A 14,790-nucleotide genomic window follows, 5' to 3' on the forward strand; every position below is an offset into this window, starting at 1 on the left:
TTATACCTCATATGCTTATATGTCAATCTGAATGACTTTGCTTTTTTTGTGTGCTATAATGACAGCGATATGAGTAATTCACATAGGACAATTGAACAAAAAACATATTTTAAAAATAATATTTGGAGACTGATAATAGCTTTCATAGCTTTTTTGCTTGAAATCTTTATCATCGTTTATCTTGCAAATAAAGTGTCCGTGGGTAAATCCATTAAGTTCGTAGAGCATACCGTAGGCATTCTTCTTGCACTCTATATTTTTAACAAGAATAAAACATCTTCAATAAAGGTGCCTTGGATAATACTAATTCTCATATTTCCTATCATCGGCGGTATCCTCTATTTGATAGCAGGAACTTCTGCAACAACAAAGCGTATGAGGAGAAGATATGAAGAAATAGATGAGATGCTCTATCCACTTCTGCCTCCTCAGCTAACCCTTTATGATGAAGATTTGTGCATAAATCGCTCAATAGCAAATCTGTCAAAATATCTATATGATTATTCGCACTATCCAATTTATAATAATAGCGATGTAAAATTTTACGCCTATGCCACCGATGCCTTTGATGAGTTAAAAAAAGAACTTTCCAAGGCGGAGAAATTTATTTTTATGGAATATCACGCAATTGAAGATGCCGAAGCTTTTGCAATGATCGAAGAAATTCTAATCGATAGGGTTAAGCATGGCGTTGAGGTAAGGCTCTTTTACGATGATATGGGAAGCATTGTATTTATGAACAAAGATTTCAACAGGAGAATGGAAGAAAATGGTATCCAGTGCCGTGTGTTCAATCCTGTTACTCCTTTTATAAATTTATTTTTAAATAATAGAGATCACAGAAAAATTACAGTTATAGATGGAAAAATTGCCTTTACCGGTGGTTACAATCTGGCGAATGAATATTTTAATATCACACACCCATATGGCTTTTGGAAAGATTCTGGAATAAAGATTGAAGGCCCTGCTACGAAAAGCTTTACCATAATGTTCCTTGAGATGTGGAATGCTATAAATGCAACAGATGAAGATGATATAGATGTCGAAAAGTATCTTCCTGATTTCCATTATGAGGCAAAAGAAAATTGTTTTATCCAGCCATATGCTGACAATCCAATAGATGATGAGCAGGTTGGCGAAAATGTATATCTCAATCTCGTAGAGCGTGCAGAAAAATACATCTATATCTCAACTCCATATCTAATTCTAACAGAGGAGATGACTCACGCCCTATGTCTTGCTGCAAAGCGTGGGGTTAATGTTGTAATCCTTACCCCGGGAATACCGGACAAGAAAACTGTATATCTGATGACTCGTGCGAACTACCGCGAGCTTGTCCGCTCTGGAGTTAGAATTTTTGAATTTACCCCCGGTTTTTGCCACGCCAAGCAGTGCGTATCTGATGATATTGTCGCAACCTGCGGAACGATTAACCTCGATTTCAGAAGCCTATATCATCACTTTGAAAATGGATGCCTTATCTACGATTCAAAAGCTGTTCTTGATATAAAAGAGGACTTTGAAAATTCCTTTGATATTTCTAAAGAGGTTACAAATGACTATATGCGTCGCTCATTTAAGTTCAGCCTGTGGTATCTTTTCATGAAGATTTTTGCACCTTTATTATAAGTTTGAAATAAGTATAGGGAGGTAAATATGAAAAATCTGAATAAACCGCTCAAGATTAGAGAAGAACTTCAAAATCAGGAGAAAATCAGTTATGCGTCCGATATTATCGCTCTTCCTCGTGGTGGCATAGATTGCAGTGAGGGTTGCAATCCCTATGGATTTCCCCCTAGCCTTGAGATGGCAATGCACAATTTTGATATTCACCGTTTTGGACCATATCCTCACAGTCAGGCAATATACGAAGGTCTTACGGAATACTGGAAAGGTTATTCAAATATAGAAAGGGATAATGTCTTACTTTCAGACGGTAGCATCAACGCACTTTATACTGTTTTTAATGTCTTTAATTCTAAGGGTGCTGTAGTTCTTGGAATTTCTCCTCAGTTCACCGATGCGGAGATGTTCATAAAGATTTCAGGCATGGAATATAGGTCTGTTCCTCTCAGAAAAGAAAGAAATTACAGATTTGACCCAGATGAGTTTATAGAAAATATAGACGAAAGCGTTTCTCTTATTTATATCGACAATCCGAACAACCCAACCGGTCAGGTGATAAGCCTATATGCTATAGAAAAAATCTTAAACAGGGCTATAGAGGTCGGTGCCGCTGTTATTGTCGACGAAGCATATGGCGATTTTATGCCTAATCAAAACTCGTCGATGCAGTTAACTGAGGAATACCCTAATTTGATAATGATAAGAAGCTTGTCCAAGGCCTTTGGTCTTGCAGGGCTTAGAATTGGATATGTTATCGCACCAAAACAGCTCATTTCCTATATGAGAAAGATTACAAATCCTTATCAAGTTAGTGAGTTTGCTCGTGAAATGGGCGGAGAAGCTCTAAAGCACAGCGAAAATATTTGGAAGAATATAGTTGATTTTTCAACAATGAAAAGAGAGATTCGAGATGTCCTAAAGGAATCCGGGAATCTTTTTATGCCGGAAAGCTCAGATACCGTTTCAATTTTTCTCCTAATACATAAAGATGAAACAGTTGATCTATATAAAGAATTTTTGGATAAAAAAATTCTCTCTGTACCTGGAGTTGACTTCAATACACTCGGCAAAAATTCTGTTAGAATAAGGCTTCCTCGCATAGAGGATTTTGATCTTCTTCTAAATGCAATAAAGGCTATCCACCTAGGATAGCCTTTTGCCTTCGTTTTTCGTTCTTCTAATTTTGGCTTTCGCCCTTTCTTTTCCTAAGTGCAGTCGATATTGCAATCGTTCCCATAATCACAAGTAAAATTGCAAATCCATCTATGCCACTATCTCCTGTGCCTATGGACTTATCATTCTTATCAGGCTTAGGTTTTTCAGGTGTATCAGGCGTAACAGGTGCGTCAGGTATCACACTTCCCCTTATACCTAAAAGGTCAATCACTGCTCCATCCTTTGTAATCAGACCCGCATGGCGATTAAAGTAATTGTCCAAAGAAGCCTTGCTTCCTCCATCTTTTATAATAGAAGCGTCAACTCCAATAAAATCTATATCTCCAAATGTAGATGAGTTTAGATATTGGAAATTTTTCTCCTCGCCCGTGGTATTATACCTGCCAACCTTGTCATTCCAGTACTTGTCTTGGAATGAACGCTTTGCAATAAGAGCTTTACCTTTCGAATCTCCAGTCTTTGACACTACCTTAACCTTTTTGCCATTTTCTGTTATTTCATTTTCTCCTGTTGCAAAGACCTCTCGATTTGTCTTTTCATCTGTTTTTCCTACGACTGTTACATAATTATCCTTGCTCTCCTCTGACACATTGCCCGTTCTATATAACCATGTGTCCTCATTCTCCTTTTCTACTAGGAGGGTTGAATTGGTTATTATAGGTTTATTATTGTTTCTATCTGCTCCTAGGATTGCTGACCAGAATTTAGGATTTGGCTTATTTATATAATGTGCAACGCCTGTAATCTTTCCACCATCTGCAAATCCTGTGAATACTGCCCAGTCATTTAATATAAGGCTTCTGGAATTTGATATTGTCGTATTTTTAATCCATCCTGCAAAGCCTGCAAATATACCTTTTCCATTTTGAGCGACTTCACTCTTTCCATTTATCTGATAATCGCAGTTATCAATCGTCATATTGTTTGCATATCCTGCAAATCCACCCGCATATTTAGTTCCTGCCGTATCTAATTTAAAATCCTTGTCGACAAATACTGCGGAACCCTCAATTTTGCTATTTTTTGAGAAAGCAGTTCCAAGCCCCATATATAAAGGCTTTTGTGTTTGATTTTTGATGTCAACATCGCCTACATAAACTCTGCATCCCTTGATAGGTGCTTGTTGAAATGTCGCTATTCCTGCAATTGATGTGCTACCACCTTTTACATTTTCATCTGTAAGGTTTACATTGAGAGCCTTTGCTTTAACCGTGCAATTTTCAATAGGCTGATTTTCGCCTTGAGTTCCTGCCATTAGTGAAATTGTAATTCCTGAATTGCCTTCAAGATTAATCGTGCCGAACTCGAGTATGTTCCCCTTAGTGAGACAAGGATGTGGGGTGTTTATAGGCTCTTTTGCTTCTACATTGCCCATTCCAGTGAAGTTAATTACATCGGTCTTGCAATTTATATCTCCATAGCTTACAGTGTTATCCTTTGAATTTGTAGCTTGCATCATGAAAGGATATATCATGCCATACGCCTTAGGTGTATCTATGTCTACTTTCCCAACTTTAAGGCTGTTATTCTTTAAGCTTGCCTCAGGAAGTTCAGGTCTTCCCTCTTTAGATTGCTTTCCTGCATATACTTTCTGTGACAATCCTACAAATGCAGTCTGCGAGCTTTCAGCATTTTTTATCTCCACTGCACCAACTTGCATCTCGTTATTTTCAAAAGTCTGCAAGAAATCCACACCATATTCGTTAGAACTGTTCCAGCCATTTCCAAATCCTAGACCCATAGTATTTCTAAATGGTGCATTATTGCTCATCTTGCCACGAACATTAAACTTATTATTTGATAGATTTTCAGCCCATCCATGGCTATTCGTCGATGCGACGAGGTACATCTGAGTAAAGGCATTGCTCTTTGCCATTCCATCCTCAGCATCTATGACAATATTATTTACATCTAGGCTAGAATTGATAAATGTTCCAATTTCGTCGCTTATACCATGAGCATATGTGGACTCTCCTCCAGACTGATTGATTCCGCCCTTATGTAACTTCGTTAATATATCTCCCTTGATATTTACATGAAGATTGTCAACCCATGCTTCTCCAAGATCATTTGAAACACCTGCTGAATATCCTTGTGAATAAGCATATGCCTGAACATTTCCACCGATATTTACATTTACATTAACAATCTGTCCCGCTTTCTTTAGCATCGCAGTATTTTGCTTCATATATATTTCATCGCCTGAAGGTGTATTTGGGGCAGGCATCTTTTTATCCCAATGGAAGGTGAGTCCGGTAGCTCCTGATCTGAAATTTTTATCAGCTGGAGCTTTATCAGAACCTATATTACCGGTTACTTCTAGGTCTATATCTTCAAGAGAGGTCTTGCTCAAAAACCATGATAGTCCACTTGCTATCTGTCCCTTTCCAAATTGGTCTGAGAAATGGTTGTCTATTATAACATTTCCCCAAACTTCTTTGGATTCAATATTTCCATTTACCTTTACCTTAATATTTTTAATAATTGAGTTGTTAATATCAAAGCCATTCGCATCAACAGGGGTGCCAAAAGAAATTAGCTCCCCGATAAAACCATATCCGCTTACGCTAACTGGATATTCAACGCTCATATTTGAAATATTTACATTTTTAGCCCTAATTCCAGCGAACAAAGGAGCTACTTTCTTACCCTTAAATGTTATCTTGTGATTTCCACCATCAATACTTAGGATGCCATCTTTGTTGTCATGAGAAATAATACCTCTCTCAATCTCCACCCTCTTATCGTCGAAATATGAATCATTTAGATCGATTTCTATATCTTTGGTAAATACATAATTACCCGACTTTAACAAAAGAGCAGAGTAATCTCTGTTCGTCAAAAATGTGTAATTACCTTTCTCGAGATAAGGTTTTAGATCATCAAATGAACTTATCTCAACTACCCCGCCTGCAGGAGGCACTCTTAGCGGAGATTTTTTTATCTGATTTTTCTTTGCCTCTTTTACTTGATTTCCCGCCTTTTCGGATTTATCAGATTTATCTGATTTTTCTGCTATTTCAGTTTTTTCTGATTTTTCCTCCTTAGGTGAAATTGTATCTTCTATGTTTTTTTCATTCACCTTAGGTTCAGACATCGTCTTGGTTTCTTTTTCACCCAGTGTCTCCGCACTTACACTAAATTTTGAAAAAGAAATAACCAACAAAAGCGAAAATGCAATTGCCAGCATCTGTTTTCCTCTGGTATAAATTTGTTTCTTCACATCTGCCTCCCACCCCCCCCCATGCAAAATATGGGGGTATTTAAAATAAATATTAAAAATAAATTGTTTAAAAAATATAAAATATTATATCACATTTTTTTATTCGTTTTTCTCCATATTTTTTGATTCTCAGCAGCTCTGATGAGTTCATCTCTAAATTCAGGATCTGCAATGCTAATAAGTGCCTCAGCTCTTTCCCAGACGGTTTTTCCCGTCAGATTTATAAGCCCGTGCTCGGTTACGATTGTTCCCGCCTGACTTCTAGGGTCTGTGATAATATCTCCATTAAAATGAGGAACTATCCTAGAATGTTTAATCCCCTTCTTGTCGGTAAATGTCGATGTGAGTGCGATAAAACTCTTTCCTGTAGGATTGTCATATGCACCTGTTATAAAATCAAGCTGTCCACCTGTACCACTGATTTGTCTAAGCCCTGAACTTTCAGATGAGATTTGTCCATATAAATCGACATTAATTGCATTATTAATAGATACGAATTTGTCTATACTCTTAACAACATCGACTCCGTTGATGAAGTCAATCGGACAGATGAACATACTAGGATTATCCGCTGCCCAGTCCATAAGCTCTTTAGTTCCATAAACTGCAGCAAAGGTGCTTTTGCCCGGCATAACAGTTTTATACTTATTTGTTACCTTTCCTGTCTTATACATATCAAGGTATGAATTTACCAATAATTCACTATGTATTCCAAGGTCTTTAAGGTCTGATTCCTCTGCAATAACCTTTCCGATAGCATCTGGAAGCCCGCCGACCCCTAGCTGGATAACTGAACCGTCGCTCATCTGTTCTACAATCCTCTTAGCGATTTCCATTTCAAGTTCGCCAGGGACAGATGGCTGAAATTCGTTAAGCGGTGGGTGCTCCCCCTCGACTACTGCATCAATTTCAGATATGTGAATACATTCTTCCATTCCCCTTATATATGGAAGATGCTCATTAACTTCAAGAATTATGTAGTCGGCTGCGTCCATTGTAGCCCTTGCACAAGCGTTATTAGATGAGAAGCCGAAAAAGCCATGCTCGTCCATTGGTGTAACCTGCATCATTGCTACATTTACTTCAAGATATTCTCTATAGTAAGAAGGAAGATTCCTATATATCATGGGAGAAAAACTGCAGAGTCCTCTGTCAGAGAGCTTTCTTTCATAGGCAATCATGTGCCACGAATTATAAGAAAAATGCTCCCTCGTAGGATCTTGCTCGATGCACTGAATAGGTCCATACATCATGTGTCCCCTTATTTTTACATCTTCTAGCTCGTCCTTCCTTTTGGCAAGTGCAATATCGAGAAGATATGGACAACCCAGATTGGCACTGAAATCAATCCAGTCGCCACTTTTTACAATTTTTACAGCTTCGTCTGGAGTCTTTAACTTTTTTCTATATTCATCGGTAAAATTCATTTCCATCCTCCATATTCTTGATTTTTGATTATTTGCCTTTATGCTTTTGTGCTTTTGCCTCTCCCCTTGTTTACCCTTTTTCTTTTGCGGGTTTGGCTTTTATTTGTTTAGCTTTTCAACCTAACTTTTTTATATTAGCTTTGCCTTCAGCTTTAATGTAATCAATCTGTCAAGCAATGAATCCTTTCTGAAAAGGTGAAGTTGCAATTCTCTAGAAAGATACATAAGTGCCGGCGTGCCTGCTATACAATTACCCTTGTCATCAAGTGCCGGTCCATAGATGCCAATGCCAGCTAAGTTATCAGCAACAGAGATAAGACCTCCGCCGACTCCACTCTTTGTAGGTATTCCAACATCAACAGCGAATCTTCCTGAGCGGTCGTACATTCCGCAGGTCAGCATTATGGTCTTGACTATTTCTGTAGTTCTCTTGCTAAAAATTCTATCATCGCTCTTCCTTGAAATTTTCCCGTCATTAGCAAAAATCATTCCCATATTGGCAAGAGACTCTGCGGTTACTTCAAGTGAACATATTGCGGTATAAAGCTCAAGGGTTTCTTCAACATTGGTTATCAGACCCTTGCTCTCAAGAAGATATGCAATCGATCTATTTCTAGAAAGATGATTCATCTCAGACTCGAAAATCTGTCTATTCATGAATATTTCATCGTCCATACATATTTTTCTTATTACATCGGTAGCTTCTTCGAGTGATACATGACCAAGGAGCATACTTGCAACCGTAATCGCTCCTGAATTTATCATCGGATTCATAGGTTTATTACTCTTTGTATCAAGGTCAACAAAGGAATTAAACGCTTCGCCCGATGGCTCCATGTCAACCCTTTCAAATACCTTGTCAGGACCAAACATATCGAGGGCTATTGCGAGTGAAATTATCTTAGATATACTCTGTATCGTAAATCTCTTGTCAGTAGCACCTATATTAAAGTGGTCAAATTCCCTAGTGCATATGCTAATTCCTAGATCCATTGGATTTGCCTTGCCTAACTCCGGTATGTATGTTGCAACATGACCGCTTGGAATAGCTTCCTTTCCTCTCTTATACGCTTCTTCCAGTAATTCGTTAATTTTTTCTTCCATTCTTGGTGTCATATAAATTCCTGCTTTCTATTTTTAATTCTTAATTTCTCAATTTCTTATTTTCTTTTTTACTTTTTTATTTCTTTTTTAGTTGTTTCGCTTAATATTCCGTAATTCCTTGGCTTCTTTAGTTTATAAATCTTAACTTTTTTATTTCTTGCTTACTTGCTTTTTAGCTTCTAAATTTCATGATTTTTATTTCAACAGGTTCGATAATAGGTTTCTTCAGCTCTCAGCTTTTCTAACAAATCCATAACTCTCATTCTGTATACCGGATGAACGAAGTTCGGATTGAGTTCGCAGATTGGTTCAAGTACAAAATCTCTCCTGTGCATTTCTGGATGCGGAATAACCAATTTTTCAGTGTTTATAATTTCATCATCGAAGAATATTATATCAAGGTCTATTGTCCTTGGTCCCCAGTGGATTTCCCTTGTCCTTTTTAAATCAATCTCTACCCTAGATGTGAGCCTTAGCAATTCTTCTGGTGTTAAAATCGTTTCTAGATAAATTGCTCCATTAACAAAGTCAGGCTGATTTGTAACCCCATAAGCCCTCGTCTTTATGAGCTTTGACTCTTTAATATTTTTTATGTGCTCGCTTTTCCTTAGAACTGTCAGAGCTTCAGCAATATTTGCTTTTGGATTTCCCATATTTGCTCCAAGGGCGATATATGCCTTATGCCATTCCCTTTCGGTCGATACCGCCACGCTCTTAAATGAATAATTTATTGGTGCATTTGGTTTATCTACTCTTATTTCTATTTTTACTATTCTATTATATTTGAGAATAATGGTTTCTGCAATTTTGCTAGCTAAGGTTTCTATTAAATTAAAAGTTTTTCCAGATACAATTTCCTCTATATCTTGGCAAACCAAAGCATAATTGACCGTAAAATCGCAATCATCTTCGTTCTTTGCTTCGCTTGTATCAAGATAGAGTGTCGCTGAAATGATAAACTTTTGCCCTAGCTTTTTTTCTTCTGCAAGTACTCCGTGATACCCAAAACACTCAAGTTCTTCAATGTAGATTTTATCCATAATAGAATTTTCACCTTTCATCGTTTAAAATTACATCGCACATATCAAGTGCTCTTCTATTAGCCTTAACATCATGTACTCTGAAAATATGATGCCCTTTCATTCTACCAATTATATTGAGTGCGATAGTCGCTTCCTCTCTTTCATCTATGGACAAAGCTAGGCTCTTTCCTATTATGGATTTCCTTGATATTCCTAGAAGAACAGGATAACCGAGGCTTGTGAAATGCTCAGCATTATTCATAGCATGGATATTTCCATCAAGGCTTTTTGCAAATCCAATTCCTGGGTCGATTATTATCTTATCATCTTCTACTCCCGCTTCTTTTGCAATATCTATTGAAAATTTTTGCTCATCTATAATCTTTTCAATGTAAGCCGATGGATACTTGCTGAGAGCTCCCTTTTCTGCTTTTTTTTCAATTAGCTCATCGGGGATTATGCTTATTCGATTGTGCATTATTATAATAGGACATCTTTCTTTTGATATTATCCTTGCCATTTCATGATTTTTATCATCTGGATGATTAAGACCCCACACATCATTTATGAGGTCGGCTCCTCTAGCCAAAGCTTGCTCTGCTGTCTTTGCCCTGTATGTGTCAACAGAAATTGGAATATCAAATCTTTTCTTTAATTCTGAAATAGCAGGAAGCACCCTTTCTCTTTCCTCTTCCCCTGAAACAGGTGCTCCTCCAGGTCTTGTAGATTCTCCACCTACATCAAATATATCAACTCCGTCTTTTGCCATCTGCTCCGCCTGCCTCAGCATATCATCGATATTGAAGAATTTCCCTCCGTCAGAAAAAGAATCCGGAGTTACATTTAAAATTCCCATAACTACCGATTTGCCGGAATTAAAATTAAAATTTTTATTACCAATTTGCATTTTTCCCTCTTACTTTTTATAATTTTTAAATTTTTTTATATTATTTTATATTTTGCTAATTTTTTGATATTTTATTTTGCTTTATTATTTTAATTTTTTATTTTTGTTTAATTAATTTGCGTTTTATTTTTGCTTTATTAATTATTATTTAAGCTTAATATTCAAGGCTTTTATTCTTTTTTTCTTTGCTCCATTTGCACATATCGCTTGCACTGCAAGCAAAACATTCTCTCGATAGTTTATCTGCCTTTGAAATTATTTGCCCAAGATAATCAATATCATTATCATCTTTTATTCTGTGAGCACTGATTGCACGGGTTATCATTTCTATTTCTTTATCTTCATAACCTGAGCTCTGAAGAATCTCTCCTGCAATTATTGCTCCAGCTTCTTCGTGGGGCGTTCCTTTCGTATATTCTTCAGCCCTTCCAATATCGTGCAAAAGACCGGCAGCATAGATAATATCTCTCTTTAAACTATTTCTTCCGCCTTCTTCCTGCCAGATTATGGTTGCAATTCTAGCAACATTTATAAAATGCGATAAATTGTGCTTGCAAAAAATCCTGTTTTTCTCTAATTCTTCAATATCAGATAGGCATTTAAGATACCTCTTATCTTCAAGAATCCGTTTATGTCTATTTAAATTTTTTTGAGTATTGACTTTTTTCATAATGCTTGCCAGATATTATTTATTATAGATATTTTAGATATTTCTATAAAATAAAGCTTTTATTTTATTTCAATTATCTGTGTTTGGTTAATTTTATAATAAATATATTGATATTTCAAACAAGAACAAACAAATTGCATTTCTTCCAATTTAATCTATATTTACTTTTACAACTTATTTGCAAAGTAAAACCGTAGCAATTTCCGCTACAATAATTGCAATAATAATGAAGCAATATAATTACTACGGTTTACAAAATTATATTATCTATAAACTTGTAATATCTATTCGTTTTTTATCAATTTTAGCTTTATTATTACTAGTGTAAGACTTGCCATTAAAATTGAATAAATGATTATAATCCTTTTCATATCAATAGAATCTCCTGTTCTAGGGGATGCCAGATTTGATACTGATGTTTGATTTTCTGCATAAGGCTTTTTGCCTTTTTCTGTCAAAATCAAAGTACCAAACTCCTTAAATTCAACTCTAATAAAACGGTCTACTCTATTAGTATCCAGCTTTGTATATTTTCCATTTTTAAATATATACGCATCATATTCTATTTTTTCTTCCGTCGGAAGAAGTTCTATAACTGCTTTTAGATTGCCCTTAAGCCTAATTTCTTCGCTATCTTCCTTGCCTTCAATATTGCAACTAAATATGTCTGTCCCTTTAGATTTATTCTCTTTTACAGTCAAGGTAAATTTAGATTTGTGATTTGTTTCTGACAACATATTTTCCAGTTGCTGAATTTCAATTTTTCTATTATTCTTAGTTCTTTTATCGTAATCAAGCGATATAACCTCTATATTACGCTTCTTAGATAGGTTGCGAATAGATTCACTAATTTTATCCGTAAAAACATAAAGCTTCTTATCTTCACTTCCTTGTGTAATTTTAAAAATATCATCTGAAAACTTTATATTGCTAGGTATAAAAACGGATTTCAATGAGTCTGAAAGTGCAAATCCCTCTCCTCCTACTGATTTTAACCCTCTAGGTAATTCTAAATGACTTATGCTAGACCATCTTGAAAATCCTTGAAATCCTACGCTTTCTAGCTTTTCGGGAAGATATAGTTCCTCTGCTTTCGGAGCCCAAACTGCTCCCGTATTAGCGACTTTTTTGAGATTACGAGATAATATAAAATGTTTTATATTATCAAGTCCTGCTACTGAATATTCATTCAATTCTGTAACTTTATCTGGAATGACTAACTGTTCTATATTTTCTAATTCGTAAAAAGCTAGTTTACCAATATGCCTCAAATTCTCCGGCATTTTGAAATCCTTCAATTCTTCACAGCCAAGGAAGGCCGCCTCGCCAACTTCTTCTACGCTGTCAGGCAAAATTACCGTTTCTAATCCAAAGCAGTTAAGAAATGCACCATTCCCTATTCTCTTTAATCCCTTTTTCGCTATAACTTTTTTTAATCCCATATGTGCATTTGCTACATAATTTTCTATCACTTCAGTGCCCGCCTCAATGTTTGCTTCCTCTATTCCCATTGGAATATAGACTAAAGATTTTTTCTTATAAACGCTACCTTTATAAGAGTGATAAATAGGGTTGCCCTTATCTATGTTTATAGAACGCAGATTGCCTATGTTTTCTGCGTCAGCAATATCGAAGAGAGCAGGGAAATCTTTCCCATTTTTTACTCCTGTAAAACTTGCAGGAAATCTAATTTCCTCTAGTTTTTTCATTGAAACAAAAGCCTTTTCTCCTACAATTTTTAATCCATCAGGTAAATTTAAATTCTTTAAATTGCTTGCTTTTTCAAAAGCACGCTCTCCGATTTCTGTAATCTTATTTCCACTAAAAACAAATTTATTCATTGCAGTAGTGTTAGCAAAGGCACTATTACCAATATATGTACAGTTTTGGGGCACTTCAAATTCTTGCATCGACACACAACCATTAAATGTGTTTTCATTTATTTTATTTAATTTGCTACTTGAGTCTATACTGACCTTTTTTAATTTTTTGCAATTTTGAAAAGCGGAAGACCCAAGCTTTTCAACAGATTTAGGAATTGTAATATATTCTAGATTTTCGCATTTTTTAAACGCATTATCACCAATCAATTGTAAACTTTGCGTATGCTTCATATCTACTTCGCTTAAATTTTTGCAATTACTAAATGCGTCATCGTGAATTTTCTTAACATTTTTACCTATAATTACTTTTGTGATTTTTAAATCTTCCTTAAATGCTTGTGATGAAATTTCCTTGACCTTATCAGGTATATTAATTATCGTATCATGTCCGTAATACCCTATTAATACACCATTCTCATCTATTTTATAAATTTCATCTTCCGATAATTCAACAATTACCTTTAAAGTTGCTTTATGTCCAAATAAATCCATAGCATAAATAAGAGCTTCGCCACTTTTATTAGCTTTGATTTCTCCCTTGCTATTTACTGATACAATATCTTTATTGCTTGATAAATAGTGCACTCTATTATCAATTGCCTCTTTCGGCACAATGTTTAGTTCTAATTTCTTTTCTTCACCTGCCCTAAGTACAATTTCTTTTTCTTTAAACTCAAAAGTGGTAATATTATTAAATTCAACCTTATTTTTAAATATCACTTTAGAGCTCGCAGTTTTATTTTTGTCATAAATTGTTTTTAATGTTGACGGTTCTCCACCGTAGTATGTTATTTGTGCCCATTGCTCCGTAAGTAATTTAGGATAGCTATCCATGCCAGCAATTTCAATATCGTCATTTTCCACTAAAAGCCACTTCCAATCAGAACCCATATCTGTCGTAAGAGGACCCTCTATCTTTTTTACACTGGAAGGAATACGCAAGCCTTGAATTTTATAACAGGTTGTCAAAATTTCTTTTCCTATTCTTTCCAAGCCATCATTAAGTTCTAAAATTTTTAGATTTCCAGAATACTTAAAAGCCCCCTCGCCCAATGTTTTTAAGGTAGACGGCATTTTTACAACTTCTAATCCTGAATCTTCAAAAGCTCCCTTGGATATTTCCTTAAGTCCTACGGGAAGCTCAATATTATTTAAAAGCTTGCATTTACGGAAAGCATTTATGCCAATTTCTTTTGTCTTATTGCTCATTTTGACATATCCAAGTTGCTTGCAATCTTCAAATGCACTTTCCCCAATCTCCTCTACCGTATCAGGAATAACAACTTTTGTAATCCTGCCATTTGATTTAAAGGCACCTGAACCAATTTTTTTAACTGTATTTGGAATAACAACTTCCCTATCTTCTCCTTTATATGCGATAAGAGTTCCGTCTTTAATAATAAACATATCTTCCTTTGTTTCTGTTGGACTAGGTACTGAAGATTCTGCTTCTAAAGCGAAAATCGTTGGTATACTAACGATTTGTAAAGCCATAAGTAAGCAGAAGAATATAGTAATAATTCGTTTAAAAGTTACCCTCATTTTTCTTCCTCTTTTCTCTATATTTTTAGTCTTTAATAACGAAAAATATGTTAGCATAAACTAACTTAATGTGTCAACTTATTAAAATTATTTACCCTTAATTTTTTGTTTATCAACTGCAATAATATATTAAAAATATAAATAGAAAATAGAAAAAAGGACGATATTTTTGCTATCGCCCTTTTATCACCTTATGTATTATTGCTTTTT

9 protein-coding genes are annotated in these 14,790 nt (G+C 35.4%); 2 read left to right on the plus strand and 7 right to left on the minus strand.

The features are described from left to right. Positions 1-69: 69 nt before the first annotated feature. Positions 70-1,629, plus strand: a complete 1,560-nt coding sequence (gene cls, locus BQ5371_RS02390; RefSeq protein WP_071132354.1) for a cardiolipin synthase — start codon at positions 70-72, stop codon at positions 1,627-1,629. A gap of 27 nt (positions 1,630-1,656) precedes the next feature. Further along, complete coding sequence (locus BQ5371_RS02395) at positions 1,657-2,778, plus strand: pyridoxal phosphate-dependent aminotransferase (RefSeq protein ID WP_071132355.1); 1,122 nt, start codon at positions 1,657-1,659, stop codon at positions 2,776-2,778. 25 nt (positions 2,779-2,803) lie between these two features. Here BQ5371_RS02395 and BQ5371_RS02400 read toward each other — a convergent pair whose 3' ends face one another. The 7 genes from BQ5371_RS02400 to BQ5371_RS02430 all read right to left on the minus strand — a co-directional run bounded on the left by BQ5371_RS02400 (position 2,804) and on the right by BQ5371_RS02430 (position 14,580). Continuing rightward, entirely contained in the window at positions 2,804-6,025 is a 3,222-nt protein-coding gene (locus BQ5371_RS02400; protein ID WP_071132356.1) for a hypothetical protein, read from the minus strand. 89 nt (positions 6,026-6,114) lie between these two features. Continuing rightward, complete coding sequence (locus BQ5371_RS02405) at positions 6,115-7,452, minus strand: acetyl-CoA hydrolase/transferase family protein (protein ID WP_071132357.1); 1,338 nt, start codon at positions 7,450-7,452, stop codon at positions 6,115-6,117. A 129-nt stretch (positions 7,453-7,581) separates the two neighbouring features. Beyond that, positions 7,582-8,568, minus strand: a complete 987-nt coding sequence (glsA, locus tag BQ5371_RS02410; protein ID WP_235821170.1) for a glutaminase A — start codon at positions 8,566-8,568, stop codon at positions 7,582-7,584. Positions 8,569-8,756: 188 nt separating this feature from the next. Beyond that, entirely contained in the window at positions 8,757-9,596 is an 840-nt protein-coding gene (gene folK, locus BQ5371_RS02415) for a 2-amino-4-hydroxy-6-hydroxymethyldihydropteridine diphosphokinase (RefSeq protein ID WP_071133096.1), read from the minus strand. Between the two features lie 10 nt (positions 9,597-9,606). Beyond that, a complete protein-coding gene (folP, locus tag BQ5371_RS02420; RefSeq protein ID WP_071132358.1) occupies positions 9,607-10,485 on the minus strand; it encodes a dihydropteroate synthase in 879 nt (292 codons plus the stop codon). 154 nt (positions 10,486-10,639) lie between these two features. Beyond that, positions 10,640-11,155, minus strand: coding sequence for an HD domain-containing protein (locus tag BQ5371_RS02425; protein WP_071132359.1), 516 nt, complete (start codon positions 11,153-11,155; stop codon positions 10,640-10,642). A 284-nt stretch (positions 11,156-11,439) separates the two neighbouring features. After that, positions 11,440-14,580 carry a leucine-rich repeat domain-containing protein gene (locus BQ5371_RS02430; protein WP_071132360.1) on the minus strand — a complete coding sequence of 1,047 codons (3,141 nt, stop codon included), beginning with the start codon at positions 14,578-14,580 and terminating at the stop codon, positions 11,440-11,442. Positions 14,581-14,790: the final 210 nt, after the last annotated feature.

Origin of the sequence: Alterileibacterium massiliense (genome assembly GCF_900104645.1) — a bacterium.
Lineage (GTDB): Bacteria > Bacillota > Clostridia > Peptostreptococcales > Anaerovoracaceae > Alterileibacterium > Alterileibacterium massiliense.

Excerpts from the sequence above, each read along its gene's own strand:
- glsA (WP_235821170.1), bottom strand. The coding sequence starts at position 8,568 with ATGACACCAAGAATGGAAGAAAAAATTAACGAATTACTGGAAGAAGCG.
- BQ5371_RS02405 (WP_071132357.1), bottom strand. The coding sequence starts at position 7,452 with ATGAATTTTACCGATGAATATAGAAAAAAGTTAAAGACTCCAGACGAA.
- BQ5371_RS02395 (WP_071132355.1), top strand. The coding sequence starts at position 1,657 with ATGAAAAATCTGAATAAACCGCTCAAGATTAGAGAAGAACTTCAAAAT.
- cls (WP_071132354.1), top strand. The coding sequence starts at position 70 with ATGAGTAATTCACATAGGACAATTGAACAAAAAACATATTTTAAAAAT.
- folP (WP_071132358.1), bottom strand. The coding sequence starts at position 10,485 with ATGCAAATTGGTAATAAAAATTTTAATTTTAATTCCGGCAAATCGGTA.
- BQ5371_RS02425 (WP_071132359.1), bottom strand. The coding sequence starts at position 11,155 with ATGAAAAAAGTCAATACTCAAAAAAATTTAAATAGACATAAACGGATT.
- folK (WP_071133096.1), bottom strand. The coding sequence starts at position 9,596 with ATGGATAAAATCTACATTGAAGAACTTGAGTGTTTTGGGTATCACGGA.
- BQ5371_RS02430 (WP_071132360.1), bottom strand. The coding sequence starts at position 14,580 with ATGAGGGTAACTTTTAAACGAATTATTACTATATTCTTCTGCTTACTT.